Annotated in this window: 16 protein-coding genes; 8 read left to right on the top strand and 8 right to left on the bottom strand. The window is 61.9% G+C overall.

What is annotated here, in order from left to right:
* Positions 1-8: 8 nt before the first annotated feature.
* The 3 genes from mreD to mreB all read right to left on the bottom strand — a co-directional run bounded on the left by mreD (position 9) and on the right by mreB (position 2,794).
* A complete protein-coding gene (mreD, locus tag AC515T_RS04410) occupies positions 9-497 on the bottom strand; it encodes a rod shape-determining protein MreD (RefSeq protein ID WP_003197820.1) in 489 nt (162 codons plus the stop codon).
* Positions 494-1,615: a rod shape-determining protein MreC gene (mreC, locus tag AC515T_RS04405; RefSeq protein WP_496533073.1), complete on the bottom strand. Its 1,122-nt coding sequence runs from the start codon at positions 1,613-1,615 to the stop codon at positions 494-496. The genes mreD and mreC overlap by 4 nt, the downstream gene beginning before the upstream one ends.
* Before the next feature lie 141 nt (positions 1,616-1,756).
* Positions 1,757-2,794 (bottom strand): rod shape-determining protein MreB, encoded by a 1,038-nt coding sequence (gene mreB, locus AC515T_RS04400; protein ID WP_002555108.1) that lies wholly within the window; start codon positions 2,792-2,794, stop codon positions 1,757-1,759.
* 372 nt (positions 2,795-3,166) lie between these two features.
* Between mreB and gatC the strand changes: the two genes are divergently transcribed.
* The 6 genes from gatC to AC515T_RS04370 all read left to right on the top strand — a co-directional run bounded on the left by gatC (position 3,167) and on the right by AC515T_RS04370 (position 8,393).
* On the top strand, positions 3,167-3,454 hold the full coding sequence (gatC, locus tag AC515T_RS04395) for an Asp-tRNA(Asn)/Glu-tRNA(Gln) amidotransferase subunit GatC (RefSeq protein ID WP_020297123.1): 288 nt from the start codon (positions 3,167-3,169) through the stop codon (positions 3,452-3,454).
* Positions 3,455-3,470: 16 nt separating this feature from the next.
* On the top strand, positions 3,471-4,922 hold the full coding sequence (gatA, locus tag AC515T_RS04390; protein ID WP_496531575.1) for an Asp-tRNA(Asn)/Glu-tRNA(Gln) amidotransferase subunit GatA: 1,452 nt from the start codon (positions 3,471-3,473) through the stop codon (positions 4,920-4,922).
* Positions 4,923-4,932: 10 nt separating this feature from the next.
* Positions 4,933-6,378 carry an Asp-tRNA(Asn)/Glu-tRNA(Gln) amidotransferase subunit GatB gene (gatB, locus tag AC515T_RS04385; protein ID WP_092204993.1) on the top strand — a complete coding sequence of 482 codons (1,446 nt, stop codon included), beginning with the start codon at positions 4,933-4,935 and terminating at the stop codon, positions 6,376-6,378.
* Positions 6,379-6,527: 149 nt separating this feature from the next.
* The gene (locus AC515T_RS04380) at positions 6,528-6,905 is read left to right on the top strand and encodes a septal ring lytic transglycosylase RlpA family protein (RefSeq protein WP_265033724.1); all 378 of its coding nucleotides are present in this window, start codon (positions 6,528-6,530) and stop codon (positions 6,903-6,905) included.
* 49 nt (positions 6,906-6,954) lie between these two features.
* Positions 6,955-8,016: a calcium/sodium antiporter gene (locus AC515T_RS04375; protein ID WP_496533072.1), complete on the top strand. Its 1,062-nt coding sequence runs from the start codon at positions 6,955-6,957 to the stop codon at positions 8,014-8,016.
* The gene (locus AC515T_RS04370; protein ID WP_496531574.1) at positions 8,013-8,393 is read left to right on the top strand and encodes a carboxymuconolactone decarboxylase family protein; all 381 of its coding nucleotides are present in this window, start codon (positions 8,013-8,015) and stop codon (positions 8,391-8,393) included. Before AC515T_RS04375 ends, AC515T_RS04370 begins: the two co-directional genes overlap by 4 nt.
* 135 nt (positions 8,394-8,528) lie before the next feature.
* Here AC515T_RS04370 and AC515T_RS04365 read toward each other — a convergent pair whose 3' ends face one another.
* The 5 genes from AC515T_RS04365 to kdgD all read right to left on the bottom strand — a co-directional run bounded on the left by AC515T_RS04365 (position 8,529) and on the right by kdgD (position 15,361).
* Entirely contained in the window at positions 8,529-9,470 is a 942-nt protein-coding gene (locus tag AC515T_RS04365) for an AEC family transporter (protein ID WP_496531573.1), read from the bottom strand.
* 387 nt (positions 9,471-9,857) lie between these two features.
* Entirely contained in the window at positions 9,858-11,411 is a 1,554-nt protein-coding gene (garD, locus tag AC515T_RS04360) for a galactarate dehydratase (protein WP_496531572.1), read from the bottom strand.
* Between the two features lie 13 nt (positions 11,412-11,424).
* The gene (locus AC515T_RS04355; protein ID WP_496531571.1) at positions 11,425-12,789 is read right to left on the bottom strand and encodes an MFS transporter; all 1,365 of its coding nucleotides are present in this window, start codon (positions 12,787-12,789) and stop codon (positions 11,425-11,427) included.
* Positions 12,790-12,874: 85 nt separating this feature from the next.
* On the bottom strand, positions 12,875-14,320 hold the full coding sequence (locus AC515T_RS04350; RefSeq protein WP_496531570.1) for an aldehyde dehydrogenase family protein: 1,446 nt from the start codon (positions 14,318-14,320) through the stop codon (positions 12,875-12,877).
* 129 nt (positions 14,321-14,449) lie between these two features.
* A complete protein-coding gene (kdgD, locus tag AC515T_RS04345) occupies positions 14,450-15,361 on the bottom strand; it encodes a 5-dehydro-4-deoxyglucarate dehydratase (RefSeq protein ID WP_014336610.1) in 912 nt (303 codons plus the stop codon).
* A gap of 372 nt (positions 15,362-15,733) precedes the next feature.
* Between kdgD and AC515T_RS04340 the strand changes: the two genes are divergently transcribed.
* Positions 15,734-16,114 carry a hypothetical protein gene (locus tag AC515T_RS04340; RefSeq protein WP_496531569.1) on the top strand — a complete coding sequence of 127 codons (381 nt, stop codon included), beginning with the start codon at positions 15,734-15,736 and terminating at the stop codon, positions 16,112-16,114.
* 451 nt (positions 16,115-16,565) lie between these two features.
* Positions 16,566-16,895 (top strand): hypothetical protein, encoded by a 330-nt coding sequence (locus AC515T_RS04335; RefSeq protein WP_496531568.1) that lies wholly within the window; start codon positions 16,566-16,568, stop codon positions 16,893-16,895.
* Positions 16,896-16,899 lie beyond the last annotated feature (4 nt).

The raw sequence follows: 16,899 nt of genomic DNA, 5'->3' as shown, positions 1-16,899 counted from the left end.
TGACCGAATCAGTTGATTTTGAAACGCAGGCGCAGGCCACGCAAACCGAAGCTGACCCATGGCCAGAGCAAGGCACTGACCAGGGCTGGCAAGACCAGCGCCAGGGTCGGCTGGCGATTGCCGGTCAGCGCGCTGAGCCACAACTGCACCAGTTGCGCCAGGCCGAAGATCACCAGGATCACCAGGCACTGTTGCCACATGGGGAACATCCGCAGGCGCTGTTGCAGGGACAGCACCAGGAAGGTGATCAGGGTCAGGATCAATGCGTTCTGCCCCAGCAGCGTGCCATACAGCACGTCCTCGGCCAGGCCCAGGCACCAGGCGGTGACCATGCCGACCTTGTGGGGCAAGGCCAGCGCCCAGAAGGCCAGCAACAGGGCCAGCCACAGGGGACGCAGGATTTCCATGAACTGCGGCAGCGGCGAAACGCTGAGCAACAGGCCGATGGCGAAGGTCAGCCAGACCATCCAGCCGTTACCGGATTGGGTACTGCTCATTCTTCTCGTGCTCCCCTGGTCGCCGGTGTAGCGGCGGGTGTCGAGGCCGGTGGTCGAGCCGCAGGCCTCGCAGGCTGGGACGCCGGCGCATGGTTGGCCGGCCGGGCGGGTGTCGCGGCAGGCGTGGCGGGTGCGGTCGACGGCGTGGTGGCCGGGGCGGTCGCAGCGGGTGTTGCCGCTGGAGGCTTGGGCACCGTGGCCGGTGCCGCGGGTACGGTCGGGGCGGCCGACTCGCCGCCCTGCCGGTCCTGGGCTTCCTGGGCCACGGCGGCGTCGTTGGCACGCTCTTCCGGCGTGCGGTTGTCACTGAAGACCAGCAGCAGGTAGCGACTACGATTCAGCGCCGCCGTCGGCACCGCGCGGACAATGGCGAACGGCTGGCCGGAGTCATGGATGACTTCCTTGACCGTCGCCACCGGATACCCGGCCGGGAAGCGCTGGCCGAGGCCAGAGCTGACCAGCAGATCGCCTTCCTTGATGTCGGCGGTATCGGCCACGTGCCGCAGCTCCAGGCGCTCCGGGTTGCCGGTGCCGCTGGCAATCGCTCGCAGGCCGTTGCGGTTGACCTGCACCGGAATGCTGTGGGTGGTATCGGTCAGCAACAGCACGCGGGAGGTATAGGGCATCAACTCCACCACCTGGCCCATCAGGCCCCGGGCATCGAGCACCGGCTGGCCAAGGACCACGCCGTCGCGCTCGCCCTTGTTGATCAGGATGCGGTGGGTGAAGGGGTTGGGGTCCATGCCGATCAACTCGGCCACTTCGACCTTCTCGTTGACCAGCGCGGAGGAGTTGAGCAACTCGCGCAGCCGCACGTTCTGCTCGGTGAGGGCTGCCAGCTTCTGCATGCGCCCCTGCAACAGCAGGTTTTCGGTCTTGAGTTTTTCGTTTTCGGCGACCAGTTCGGTCCGGCTGCCGAATTGGCTGGCGACACCTTGCCACAAGCGCTGCGGCAGGTCGGTGATCCAATAGGATTCCATCAACACCAGCGACATCTGGCTGCGTACAGGCTTGAGCAGCGTGAAGCGGGCATCGACCACCATCAGCGCGACCGATAGCACGGTCAGCACCAGCAGGCGCACGCCCAATGAGGGGCCTTTGGCGAAAAGCGGTTTAATAGGCCGCTCCTCCCAGGCAAATGTTTTCTTTATTCATACGGCATCAAACCGGCCTGGATACGAATGACAGAAGATAAACGCCAACGGGCAGCACTGCAAAGTGCTGCCCGGGAGCGAACAACATAGAGCTCTCAGCCAGACTTATTCGCTGGAGAGCAGGTCCATGGTGTGCTTGTCCATCATTTCCAATGCACGGCCACCGCCGCGGGCAACGCAGGTCAACGGGTCTTCGGCAACGATCACCGGCAGGCCGGTTTCCTGGGCCAGCAGCTTGTCGAGGTCACGCAACAGCGCGCCACCACCGGTCAGCACCAGGCCGCGCTCGGCGATGTCCGACGCCAGCTCCGGCGGCGACTGTTCCAAGGCGCTCTTGACGGCCTGGACGATGGTCGCCAGCGACTCTTGCAGCGCTTCGAGCACTTCGTTGGAATTGAGGGTAAAGGCCCGTGGAACGCCTTCGGCCAGGTTGCGACCGCGCACATCGACTTCGCGCACTTCACCGCCCGGGTAGGCCGTGCCGATTTCCTGCTTGATACGCTCGGCGGTGGATTCGCCGATCAGGCTGCCGTAGTTGCGACGCACATACGTGATGATCGCTTCGTCGAAACGGTCGCCGCCCACACGTACGGATTCGGCGTAGACCACACCGTTGAGGGAGATCAGCGCGATTTCAGTGGTACCGCCACCGATGTCCACGACCATCGAGCCGCGGGCTTCTTCCACCGGCAGGCCGGCACCGATGGCAGCGGCCATGGGTTCTTCGATCAGGAACACTTCACGGGCACCGGCACCGAGGGCCGATTCACGGATAGCGCGACGCTCTACCTGGGTGGACTTGCATGGAACGCAGATCAGCACACGAGGGCTGGGCTGCAGAAAGCTGTTTTCGTGAACCTTGTTGATGAAGTACTGCAGCATCTTTTCGCAGACGCTGAAGTCGGCAATCACGCCGTCCTTCATGGGGCGAATGGCCGCGATGTTGCCCGGTGTACGGCCCAGCATGCGCTTGGCTTCCGTACCGACAGCCACGACACTCTTCTGGTTACCATGGGTGCGGATGGCCACGACCGAGGGTTCATTCAGGACGATACCGCGCTCGCGCACGTAAATAAGGGTGTTGGCAGTGCCCAGGTCGATGGAAAGATCGCTGGAAAACATGCCACGCAGTTTCTTGAACATGGGAAAGGGACCCTAGGCAACGCGTGGGTAAAAAAGTGCGGCAAACTCTAACAACGACAGGGATTTTGGGCAAGGCGCCAATATGTTAAATTGGCCGCTTTTCTGTGCACCAAACCCCGAAATCGCGGCCCGTGCCCTGTTTCGCAAGTGCGTTTCTTCTTTGACGAGTGGCTATTGTCGTCAGGCCAGGCGCCGCGACGAGTCATAGCCCGCTATGGCGAGAAGCGGCAACGCAGCATGACGGCAATAGACGCCGTCAAAAAGGAACAGCACTTGTGACACAGGGCACTAGGGCCGTAGAAATGCGGTAGTGTTCCGACAATCTAACACACGGACAGACTGCGTCCGTTTTGTTTTCCACTGGAGAAACCCATGGCGCTTGAACGCTCCGACGTGGAAAAAATCGCTCATCTGGCCTGCCTGGGCCTCAATGAAGCCGATCTTCCACACATTACTTCTGCCCTGAACAGCATTCTGGGGCTGGTCGACGAGATGCAGGCGGTCGACACCGACGGTATCGAACCACTGGCCCACCCACTGGAAGCCAGCCAGCGCCTGCGCGCCGACGTCGTGACCGAGTCCAATCACCGCGAGGCCTATCAGTCCATCGCACCAGCGGTCGAAAACGGCCTGTATCTGGTTCCGAAAGTCATCGACTAAAGGGAAAGAGCCTCTCATGCATCACATGACCCTGGCCGAGATCGCCCGCGGACTCGCCGATAAAAAGTTTTCCTCCGAAGAGCTGACCCAGGTCCTGCTGGCGCGCATCGCCCAGCTCGACCCGCAACTCAACAGCTTCATCAGCCTCACCCAGGAGCTGGCCCTGAGCCAGGCCAAGGCCGCCGACGCCCGTCGCGCCAACGGTGAGACCGGCGCCCTGCTCGGTGCGCCGATTGCCCACAAGGACTTGTTCTGCACCCAGGGCATCCGCACCAGCTGCGGTTCGAAGATGCTCGACAACTTCAAGGCCCCGTACGATGCCACCGTGGTCGCCAAGCTGGCCGCCGCCGGCACCGTGACCCTGGGCAAGACCAACATGGACGAATTCGCCATGGGCTCGGCCAACGAGTCGAGCTACTACGGCGCGGTGAAGAACCCGTGGAACCTGGAACACGTACCGGGCGGCTCGTCCGGCGGTTCCGCCGCCGCCGTGGCCGCGCGCCTGTTGCCGGCCGCCACCGCCACCGACACCGGCGGCTCGATTCGCCAGCCGGCGGCGTTCACCAACCTCACGGGCCTGAAACCGACCTATGGTCGCGTCTCGCGCTGGGGCATGATCGCCTACGCCTCCAGCCTCGACCAGGGTGGCCCGCTGGCCCGCACCGCCGAAGACTGCGCGATCCTGCTGCAAGGCATGGCCGGCTTCGACCCGAACGACTCCACCAGCATCGATGAGCCCGTGCCGGACTACAGCGCCAGCCTCAACGGTTCGCTGCAAGGCCTGCGCATCGGCGTGCCGAAGGAATACTTCAGCGCCGGTCTCGACCCACGCATCGCCGAGCTGGTCCACAACAGCGTCAAGGAGCTGGAGAAGCTCGGCGCGGTCATCAAGGAAATCAGCCTGCCGAACATGCAGCACGCGATCCCTGCGTACTACGTGATCGCCCCGGCGGAAGCGTCCTCGAACCTGTCGCGCTTCGACGGCGTGCGCTTCGGCTATCGCTGCGAGAACCCGGAAAACCTGGTCGACCTGTACAAGCGCTCCCGTGGCGAAGGCTTCGGCGCCGAAGTGCAGCGTCGGATCATGGTTGGCGCCTACGCGTTGTCCGCCGGCTACTACGATGCCTACTACCTCAAGGCGCAGAAAATCCGTCGCCTGGTGAAAAACGACTTCATGGCCGCCTTCAACGAGGTCGACATCATCCTCGGCCCGACCACGCCGAACCCGGCCTGGAAACTCGGCGCCAAGAACAGCGACCCGGTCGCCGAATACCTGGAAGACGTCTACACCATCACCGCCAACCTCGCCGGCTTGCCGGGCCTGTCCATGCCGGCCGGTTTCGTCGATGGCCTGCCGGTGGGCGTGCAACTGCTCGCGCCGTATTTCCAGGAAGGCCGCCTGTTGAACGTTGCTCACCAGTATCAGTTGAACACTGACTGGCACACCCGCACCCCAACCGGCTTCTGAGGAGAAACACATGCAATGGGAAGTCGTGATCGGGCTGGAGATTCATACCCAGCTCACCACCCGGTCGAAAATCTTTTCCGGTAGCTCCACCACATTCGGTTCCGAGCCCAACACCCAGGCCAGCCTGGTGGACCTGGGCATGCCCGGCGTGCTGCCCGTGCTCAACGCCGAAGCAGTACGCATGGCGGTGATGTTCGGCCTGGCGATTGACGCCGAGATCGGCCAGCACAACGTGTTCGCCCGCAAGAACTACTTCTACCCGGACCTGCCCAAGGGCTACCAGATCAGCCAGATGGAACTGCCGATCGTCGGCAAGGGCCACCTGGACATCGCCCTCGAAGACGGCACGGTCAAGCGTGTCGGCATCACCCGCGCACACCTGGAAGAAGACGCCGGCAAGAGCCTGCACGAAGAATTCAACGGCGCCACGGGCATCGACCTGAACCGTGCCGGCACGCCGCTTCTGGAGATCGTCTCCGAACCTGACATGCGCAGCGCCAAGGAAGCCGTGGCCTACGTCAAGGCGATCCACGCGCTGGTGCGCTACCTGGGCATCTGCGACGGCAACATGGCCGAAGGCTCGCTGCGCTGCGACTGCAACGTGTCGATCCGGCCCAAGGGCCAGGTCGAGTTCGGCACCCGCTGCGAGATCAAGAACGTCAACTCGTTCCGTTTCATCGAGAAGGCGATCAACAGTGAGATCCAGCGCCAGATCGAACTGATCGAGGACGGCGGCAAGGTCATCCAGCAAACACGCCTGTATGACCCGAACAAGGACGAGACCCGTCCGATGCGCAGCAAGGAAGAAGCCAACGACTACCGCTACTTCCCCGACCCGGACCTGCTGCCGGTGGTCATCGAGGACTCGTTCCTCAATGACGTGCGCGCCACCCTGCCCGAACTGCCGCCACAGAAACGCGAGCGCTTCCAGGCACAATTCGGACTGTCGAGCTATGACGCCAACGTCCTGGCCACCAGCCGCGAACAGGCCGATTACTTCGAAAAAGTCGTGAGCATCGGCGGCGACGCCAAGCTGGCGGCCAACTGGGTGATGGTCGAGTTGGGCAGCCTGTTGAACAAGCAGGGTCTGGAAATCGATGAGTCGCCGGTCTCGGCCGAGCAACTGGGCGGCATGCTGGTGCGGATCAAGGACAACACCATTTCCGGCAAGATCGCCAAAATGGTGTTCGAAGCCATGGCCAATGGTGAAGGCAGCGCCGACGAGATCATCGAGAAGCGCGGCTTGAAGCAGGTCACCGACACCGGCGCCATTTCCGCCGTGCTCGATGAAATGCTCGCGGCCAACGCCGAGCAGGTCGAACAATACCGTGCGGCAGATGAAGCCAAGCGCGGCAAGATGTTCGGTTTCTTCGTCGGCCAGGCCATGAAAGCCTCCAAGGGCAAGGCCAACCCGCAACAGGTCAACGAACTGCTCAAAAGCAAGCTCGAGGGCTGATTGCCATGGAGCCAGTCTTGCTGTCTGGCTCAATTCCCTGTGGGAGCGAGCTTGCTCGCGATAGCGGTGGTTCAGCTTGCATTGATGCTGAATGTGACGTCGTCATCGCGAGCAAGCTCGCTCCCACATTTGGATTTGGAAAACCCACCATGAAGCGTCTCCTCGGCGCCTGCGCCCTGCTGTCCTTGCTGGCCGGTTGCGCCAGCCAGAGCGGGACGGTCGATCCACACGGCTACGACCAGACCGGCGTCGCCTCTTATTACGGTGCCAGGCACCATGGCAAGCGCACTGCCAGCGGCGAGCGCTTCAACCAGCACGGCCTGACTGCCGCCCATCGCCAGTTGCCGTTCGGTACACGGGTGAAAATCACCAACCTGGGCAACAATAACAGCGTGGTGGTGCGCATCAACGACCGTGGCCCATACTCCCGAGGCCGTTTGATCGACGTGTCCCGCGAAGCCGCCGAGCAACTGGGCATGTTGCGCAGCGGCACTGCACGGGTACGCGTGCAAGCCCTCGACGATTGATAGACGGAGCCCGGCCATTTCCCTACTCACCGCCCTACCGCTGCTCAGCCTGATCGAATTGTTCGGCGCCCTGCTGCTGCTGATCGGTGGCGCCGAACTGCTGGTGCGCGCCGCCGTAGGCCTGGCGGCACGCTTGCAGGTACGGCCGCTGATCATCGGCCTGACCGTCGTCGCCTTCGGCAGCAGCGCGCCGCAAATGGCCGTCAGCCTGCAGGCGACCCTGGCGCAGAACGCCGACATCGCCGTGGGCAGCGTGATCGGCAGCAGTATCTTCAACATCCTCGTCACCCTCGGGCTGTCGGCGCTGATCATTCCGTTGCGCGTCTCGCGCCAACTGGTGCGCCTGGACATACCGTTGATGATCGGCGCCAGCCTGCTGGTGTTCGTACTGGCCTGGAATGAAGAACTGACCCGGTTGGACGGCGTCTGGCTGCTGCTGGCCTTGGCGGTGTACCTCGGGTTGTTGCTGCGCCAGTCGCGGCATTCGGCGCGACCGCACCCGGTGGGGGGCGAAGTCGCCCACATGTCCTGGTTCAAGAGTGTGTTGATGATTGCGTCGGGCCTGGGGATGCTGGTTTTCGCCGGGCACCTGTTGCTGGGTGCGGCAGTGGAAGTGGCGACGGACCTCGGGCTCTCGGAACGCATCATCGGCCTGACCATCGTCGCCGTCAGCACCTCGCTGCCTGAACTCGCCACTTCGCTGATCGCCGCCTTGCGGGGCCAGCGGGACATTGCCGTGGGCAACGTGATCGGCAGCAACCTGTTCAACCTGCTGGGCGTGCTGGGGGTCACCGCCCTCGCCGCGCCCACGCCACTGTCGGTCTCGCCGAACGCCCTGGATTTCGACCTGCCGGTGATGCTCGGCGTGGCGGTGCTGTGCCTGCCGGTGTTCTATTCCGGCTATCGCGTCACCCGCGCCGAAGGCCTGCTGTTCCTGGGCTTGTACCTGGCCTACGGGCTGCACGTGGTGTCGTTCACCACCGGCATGCCCCTGGCCGGCCAACTGGAACGGCTGATGCTGTTCTATGTGCTGCCGGCCCTGCTCGCGTTTTTGCTGTTCACCTCCCTGCGCGCCTGGCGCCGCCAACACCACAAGAGGGATTTGCCATGACCGACACTCAAAAAACCGGCCTGGACATGCGTCGCCAGGTCATGGGCGACGCGTTCGTCGACCGCGCCCTGGGCAACGCCACCGACTTCACCCAGCCGTTGCAGGACTTCGTCAACGAACATGCCTGGGGCAGCGTCTGGAGCCGCGAAGGCCTGCCGCTGAAGACCCGCAGCCTGATCACCCTCGCTGCCCTCACCGCCCTCAAGTGCCCGCAGGAGCTCAAGGGCCATGTGCGCGGTGCGCTGAACAATGGTTGCACGGTGGAGGAGATTCGCGAGGCGTTGCTGCATTGCGCGGTGTACGCGGGCGTGCCGGCGGCGATCGATGCGTTTCGGGCGGCGCAGGAAGTGATCGATAGCTACCAGAAATCTGAGTGACCATTAGATCGCTATCGCGAGCAAGCTCGCTCCCACAGGTGATCGCAGGTGTACCGGAAACTTGTATACACCGCATATCCACTGTGGGAGCGAGCTTGCTCGCGATTGGCCCTCAAGAACACCGCAAGCCCAAGGCTAGATCCACCCACCCCACTGCAACACAAAGATCCCCAGGTTGGTGGTAATCGCCGCCATCAAGGTGGTGATGACGATGATCGCCGCTGCCAGTTCATGATTGCCATCGGCCGCCCGGGCCATGACGTAGCTGGCGGCGGCGGTGGGGCTGCCGAAGTACAGGAACAGGATCCCCAGTTCCGCCCCGCGAAAGCCCCAGAGCCATGCGCCGAGGGTGGCCACCAGCGGCAGGCCGACCATTTTCACCAGGCTCGAACTCAGGGCCATCTTGCCGCTCTTGCGCAGGGCCGCCAGCGACAGCGTGCCACCGATGCAGATCAGCGCCAGGGGCAAGGTCATTTGCGACAGGTACTTGGCCGAGGTCTCGAACCAGTTCGGCAGGCCGATCTGCCAATAGGCGAACGGCGCGGCCAGCACCACACTGATGATCAACGGGTTGCTGACCACGCTTTTGCAGATGTTCCAGGGATCGGACTTGATCACCGGGCTGTAGACCGCCAGCACGATGGTCGACAAGGTGTTGTAGAACAGGATCACCAGCGCCGCGAGAATCGCCCCCAGGGAAATCCCGTAGTCGCCATACATGCTCGCCGCCAGCGCCAGGCCGATGACCCCGTTGTTGCCGCGAAACGCACCTTGGGTGTAAATGCCGCGATCTTCCCGCGGGCAACGCCAGATCGCCCAGCCCCAGGCCATGGCGAAACTCGCCAGGGTGGCGATGGAGAAATAGATCAGCAGGTCTGGCTGCAACGCCGCGTGCAGGTCGGCATGGAGGATGCCGAGGAACAACAGCGCCGGCATGGTGACGTTGAACACCAGGGACGAGGCGATATGGATGAAGTTGTCGTTGATCCAGCCGACGCGCTTGAGCAACGCCCCTAGAAACAGCATGGCGAACACCGGCGCGGTGACGTTCAGGGTTTCGAGGAAAATTGCCAGCATGCCGGGGACCTTCAGAAGGGTGTCGTTAGGTGGCTAATGATAAGCCACTCACGGCACTGGCGTCTGGTAGAGCGTTATCGCGAGCAGGCTCGCTCCCACATTTTTTGGGGCGCTCACAGAGACTGAATTCACTCCATTCCCTGTGGGAGCGGGCTTGCTCGCGATGGCGGCGGCACATGCAACATCAATCCAAGCTGAACCACCGCTATCGCGAGCAAGCTCGCTCCCACATTTGTTCTGTGCCGAACACAAAACCCACATTCCCCCTACATCCCTGTGGGAGCGGGCTTGCTCGCGAAGACGGCGGCACATCCAACATCCATGCAACTGATCCATCGCTTTCGCGAGCAAGCCCGCTCCCACATTGGTTCTTCAGTGGGCAGCGGATCAGGTAATCGGCGCCGGGTTGAACAAGGTGATGTCGTTGTACAGCTTGTGCTGTTCAGCCCAGGTCTGTTTCTTGCCGCTGGCCACGTCCAGGTAGTAGTGGAACAGCTCCCAGCCCAACTCTTCGATGGTCGCCCGTCCGGTGGCGATCCGGCCGGCGTCGATGTCGATCAGGTCCGGCCAGCGCTGGGCCAGCTCGGTGCGGGTCGAGACCTTCACCACTGGGGCCATGGCCAAGCCGTACGGCGTGCCCCGGCCGGTGGTGAACACGTGCAGGTTCATCCCCGCCGCCAGTTGCAGCGTGCCGCAGACAAAATCACTGGCCGGTGTGGCACAGAAAATCAGGCCCTTTTGCTTGAACCGCTCGCCCGGGCCGAGCACGCCGTTGATCGCGCTGCTGCCGGACTTGACGATCGAGCCCAGGGATTTTTCGACGATGTTCGACAGCCCGCCCTTCTTGTTCCCCGGCGTGGTGTTGGCACTGCGATCGGCTTCACCCTTGGCCAGGTAGCGGTCGTACCAGTCCATTTCCCGCACCAGTTCCTGGGCGACTTCCTGGGTTTGCGCCCGGGAGGTCAGCAGGTAGATCGCATCGCGCACTTCGGTGACTTCAGAGAACATCACCGTCGCCCCCGCCCGCAGCAACAGGTCCGAGGCATAGCCCAGGGCCGGGTTGGCGGTGATGCCGGAAAACGCATCGCTGCCGCCGCACTGCATGCCCAGGATCAACTCCGAGGCGGGCACGGTTTCGCGACGACGCTGGTCGAGTTTCTTCAGGCGGGTCTCGGCCAGCTCCATGATCTGCTCGATCATTTCGGTGAAACCGTGACTGGAATCCTGCAAGCGATACAACCACGGCTCGCTGAGGTCCACCGAGCTGTCGTTCTCATGCATCACCTGCCCGGCCTGCAATTTCTCGCAGCCCAGGCTGATCACCAATGCCTCGCCCCCCAGGTTCGGGTTGCGCGCCAGGTTGCGCACGGTGCGGATCGGGATGTAGGCATCGGTGGCGGTGATCGCCACGCCACAGCCGTAGCTGTGGGTCAGCGCCACCACGTCATCGACGTTCGGGTACTTGGGCAGCAGCTCGTCCTTGATGCGCTTGACCGCGTGGTCCAACACGCCGGTCACGCACTGCACCGTGGTGGTGATGCCCAGGATGTTGCGCGTGCCGACGGTACCGTCGGCGTTGCGATAACCCTCGAAGGTGTAGCCCTCCAGCGGCGCATCGGCCACCGGCACGTCGGTGGACAGCGGCAAGCTGTCCAGCGGCGGCGCGGTAGGCATGCGCAGCTGGTCTTCCTTGACCCAGCTGCCACGGGGAATCGGTTGCAGCGCATAGCCGATGACCTGGCCGTAGCGAATCACCTCGCCCCCCTCGGGAATGTCCACCAGGGTGACCTTGTGACTCTGCGGCACGAAGTCGACGGTGACCAGCCCGTCCGGGAACGCGGTCCCGGCCGGTACGCCCTGGTCATTGACGACGATCACCACGTTGTCCCGCTCATGCAGGCGGATGTAACGGGGCGAATCGGCATGTTCAATCAGTTGCATCGATGCCGCTCCTTCAGGATTTAGCTTCAGACAGGCTGGCGAGGTCGGCATCCTGGGCCGTGGGTTCCTTGAGCACGACACGCTTGATCGGCCCGACGATGACCAGGTAGCTGAACACCGCCACCAGCGCATTGCAACCGACGAACACCAGTGCCCACTTGAACGAACCGGTGGCGCTGATGATGTAGCCGATGACGATTGGCGTAGTGATCGATGCCAGGTTGCCGAAGGTGTTGAACAGGCCACCGCTCAAGCCGGCGATCTGTTTTGGCGACGTGTCGGACACCACGGCCCAGCCCAGTGCGCCGACGCCTTTGCCGAAGAAGGCCAGGGCCATGAAGCCCACCACCATCCATTCGATGTCGACGTAATTGCACGCCACGATGCTGCTGGAGACCAGCAGGCCGGCGATGATCGGCGTCTTGCGGGCGAAGGTCAGCGAGTGGCCCTTGCGCAGCAGATAATCGGAAATCACCCCGCCCAGCACGCCGCCGATGAAGCCGCAGATCGCCGGCAAGGACGCGATGAAACCGGCCTTGAGGATGGTCATGCCGCGTTCCTGCACCAGATACACCGGAAACCAGGTCAGGAAGAAGTACGTGATGCCGTTGATGCAGTACTGGCCCAGGTACACGCCCAGCATCATGCGGTTGGTCAGCAGTTGGCGGATGTAATCCCACTTCGGACCGTCGGCTTTCTTTTCCTTGCCCTTGTCCTGGTCCATGTCGACCATCGCACCGTTGGCGGCGATGTGATTGAACTCGGCTTCGTTGATCATCGGGTGCTGACGCGGGCTGTAGATCACTTTCAGCCAGATCAGCGAGAACACGATGCCGATCACGCCCATCACGATGAACACGTGCTGCCAGCCGAAGCGGTAGACGATCCAGCCCATCAGCGGTGCGAACAACACGGTGGCGAAATACTGCGCCGAGTTGAAGATCGCCGAGGCAGTGCCGCGTTCTGCGGTGGGGAACCAGGCGGCGACGATCCGTGCGTTGCCCGGGAAGGACGGCGCTTCGGCCAATCCCACCAGAAAGCGCAGCATGAACAGCGCAACCACGGCCGTGGACATGCCGAATTCACCCACATAGCCTTGCAGCACGGTGAACAGCGACCAGGTGAAAATGCTCAAGGCATAGATTTTTTTCGAGCCGAAACGGTCGAGCAGCCAGCCGCCAGGAATCTGCCCGGCCACGTAGGCCCAGCCGAAAGCGGAGAAGATATAACCGAGGGTGACGGCATCGATGCCGAGGTCTTTTTGCAGGCTGGAGCCTGCGATGGCGATAGTGGCGCGGTCGGCATAGTTGATCGTTGTCACCAGAAACAGCATGAGCAGGATCAAATAGCGGACGTGTGTCGGCTTGGTCTCTTGCATGTAATCTACTTCCACTATTTATTTTTATACGGGAAATCAATTTGTGCGGTCGGCGCCGGGACTCGGCGCCGACCGGTGTTGCGTATTACGAACCGATGTAGGAGGTCTTCACCACGGTGTAGAACTCTTGCGCGTAGCGACCTTGCTCACGCGAACCATAGGACGAACCTTTGCGCCCGCCGAACGGCACGTGGTAATCCACGCCGGCGGTCGGCAGGTTGACCATCACCATGCCCGCCTGGGAATGGCGCTTGAAGTGGTTGGCGTACTTCAGCGAGGTGGTGGCGATACCGGCCGACAGGCCGAACTCGGTGTCGTTGGCCATCGCCAGCGCCGCCTCGTAGTCGGCCACGCGCACGACGTTGGCCACCGGGCCGAAGATCTCTTCGCGGCTGATGCGCATCGACGCTTCGCTGTCGGCGAACAGGGTCGGCGCCAGGAAGTAACCTTCGGTGTCGCACGTCACCAGACCGCCACCGCTGACCAGCCGCGCGCCTTCGCTCTGGCCGATGTCGATGTACTTCAAGTCCTGGCTGAGCTGGGCTTCGGAAACCACCGGGCCGATGTCGGTGCCCGCCTTCAACGCATGACCGACCTTGATCGACTGCATGCGCTCGGCCATGGCCGCAACGAATTGGTCGTGGATGCCGGCGGTGACGATCAGGCGGCTCGAGGCCGTGCAGCGTTGACCGGTGGAGTAGAACGCGCTCTGCACCGCCAGTTCGACGGCTTGCTTGAGGTCGGCGTCGTCGAGGATGATCTGCGGGTTCTTGCCGCCCATCTCCAACTGCACCTTGGCCTGGCGCGACACGCAGTTGACCGCGATCTGCCGGCCCACGCCCACGGAACCGGTGAAGCTGATGCCGTCGACTTTCGGGCTGTTGACCAACACTTCGCCGACCACGCGGCCGCTGCCCATCACCAGGTTGAACGCACCGGCCGGGAAACCGGCGCGGGAAATGATCTCGGCCAGGGCCCAGGCGCAGCCCGGCACCAGCTCGGCGGGCTTGATCACCACGCAGTTGCCGTAGGCCAGGGCCGGAGCGATCTTCCACGCGGGAATGGCGATCGGGAAGTTCCACGGGGTGATCAGGCCGACCACACCGAGGGCTTCACGGGTCACTTCGACGTTGACGCCTGGGCGCACCGACGGCACGTAATCGCCCGACAGGCGCAGGCATTCACCGGCGAAGAACTTGAAGATGTTGCCGGCGCGAGTCACTTCGCCGATGGCTTCGGGCAGGGTCTTGCCCTCTTCCCGGGCCAGCAGTTGGCCAAGTTCTTCACGGCGGGCGAGGATCTCGCTGCCGACTTTGTCCAGCGCATCGTGACGGGCCTGGATGCCCGAGGTCGACCAGGCCGGGAAGGCGGCGCGGGCGGCTTCGATGGCGGCGTTGACTTGCGCTGCGTCAGCCTTGGCGTATTCACCGATGACATCGGACAAGTCAGACGGGTTGATGTTGGTGCAATAGTCGGCACCGGCCACCCACTGACCGTTGATGTAGTTATCGAAACGCTTTGAATCTGCCACGGAGCTACTCCTTCTACAAAAGCTGTCTAGGGACGCAAAGCGTCCCTGGTGGCATTCCCACCTGGAGCGCGGGAACGAACAAACCTTACGCAAAAAGCCGCTGATTACTCAGCGGCCTCATCGGGTCTGTTACTGCTTGCCTTGCTTGTCGATCAGCGCGGCCAGGGCTTCGTATTCTTCTGGCAGCAGGTCGGTCAGCGGGGTGCGCACAGGGCCCGCGTCATAGCCAACGATCTTCGCGCCGGCCTTGACGATGCTCACCGCGTAACCGGCCTTGCGGTTACGGATGTCCAGGTAAGGCAGGAAGAAGTCGTCGATGATCTTGCCGACGGTCTCGTGATCGTCGCGGGCAATGGCGTGGTAGAAGTCCATCGCGGTTTTCGGGATGAAGTTGAACACCGCCGAGGAGTAGACCGGCACGCCCAGGGCCTTGTAGGCCGCGGCGTAGACTTCAGCGGTCGGCAGGCCGCCCAGGTAGCTGAAACGATCGCCGAGGCGACGACGGATCGACACCATCAGTTCGATATCGCCCAGGCCATCCTTGTAGCCGATCAGGTTCGGGCAGCGCTCGGCCAGCTGTTCCAGCTGAGTGGCGTTCAGGCGGCAGACGTTGCGGTTGTACACCACCACGCCGATCTTCACCGATTTGCACACGGCTTCCACGTGGGCGGCAACGCCGTCCTGGCTGGCTTCGGTCAGGTAGTGCGGCAGCAACAACAGGCCCTTGGCACCCAGGCGCTCGGCTTCCTGAGCGTACTCGATGGCCTGGCGGGTGGCACCGCCGACACCGGCAAGGATTGGCACGCTGGTGGCGCAGGTATCGACGGCGGTCTTGATGACCTGCGAATACTCGCTGGCGGCCAGGGAGAAGAATTCACCGGTGCCGCCCGCTGCGAACAATGCAGAGGCGCCATACGGGGCCAGCCACTCGAGGCGTTTGATGTAGCTGTCGCGATTGAAATCGCCTTGGGCAGTGAAATCGGTGACCGGGAACGACAGCAGGCCAGACGAGAGGATGGACTTCAGTTCTTGTGGATTCATTATTCGAACACCCTGGACGCAAATGATGTGTTGTAGGAAACGGTTAGCTTCGCTGAGAAGTTGTAGGTCATCGTACAACTTAAAATATGAACGTCAACTGCATTTCGTCTTTTGTCGGGTGTCGGGGCTGAGGTGTTTGGCGTGAGGCCTTGTAAATCAGGGCTTTGAGCGGGATTGAAGGACGGATGAAACTTGCCGACCGGGCACTAGGACCGCTCATCGCCACTGTCAACTCTACCAGTAGGCACCGTCGCGGCATGGGGGCATAACCCACGTATGGCCGTGCTGGGCACGGCCGTAGTCCCTTTCACAATCTTAAAAAGTGAGTCGCCCGTACGCGACGATCAGGGCGGTCTCACAGGGAGTGACATCATGGAGAAGACGTATGCGAAACCGGCGCTAAAGGGTTTTCAACCCTCTGAGGAAATCGCGATCAGTTTGTCAAATACAGAGACGTTAACAGTGGAGATTCCGGATGCAGATTTCGCCCCATACTCGAACGCCCGCCTAACTCTGGGCGAAGGCTCGACGCGTCCAACTCCGGTAGGCGTGTTTACACCTCTGACCGAGGGTGAGGAAAGTACGCCACTCAAGGATGTGACAATGCCTCTAACCAATGCCGACTTGACAGGTTACGTCGGCAAAGACTTGACAGATTACATCGATAAATTGGTTGAGCTTCGTTACGAGGTTAGCTACGAGAGCGGGGATCCCGATATATCCGAGCCGCTAATGTTGCGGATCAGCGCGTAGGACTGTGCGCCTCCGATTTGTCAGACCGGTGCACAAGTACAGAGCCGGGCACCCTGCTCTTGTGGCGAAGGGGATTTCTCTGTGGCGAGGGAGCTTGCTCCCGTTCGACTGCGAAGCAGTCGCCAACCTGTTGAGCGGCGCTCGACCGAAAGAGCTGAGGGGCCGCTTCGCAGCCCAGCGGGAGCAAGCTCCCTCGCCACAAAAGCATCCTGTTATCCGAGCAGCGAGCGCTTTCAGCCCTGCGCCTCTTCAGGGGCTTGCGCCGTCTTTTGCGGCGGCGCTGATTCCTGCGCTGCACAGCGGTAATAAAAAATGTGCCACTCATCCAGACTGTAAGGTTTGACAGTAGGCGTCGGGTAGCGTCTTGCCCTTCAATGAAGCGGCGCAATTCAAATAGCGCTCATCGCATGCCGACTAACAAACGTGCCCTTCATTTAAGGATGAAACTACCATGACATTACGCACACCGATGCTCAATCACAATTACCTATTGATTCAAACATCCTCACTACCAGACCCCGTACAGGTAGAGGTGCCCAAAATCGAACATGCCAGCCTTCACGACGAAGTCGAATTTTTCGTGAGGATCAATGACAGAGACCAATTGGTAGACAAAGTTGTTATTACAGCCGAAACAACATTTCCACTGACCTGTTCAATTCCGAAAGAAGTTTTCTCGGAAGATATTAAATTTTTTACAGCCGAACTTTATTACTTATTTATCAGATACGACAGCGGAAACATGGATAGGTCGCCCAAGCTGACACTTCTCCTGATCTAAAACG

This window comes from Pseudomonas sp. FSO-7 (assembly GCF_059579345.1).
This window is presented reverse-complemented; position numbering and strand designations above follow the sequence as displayed.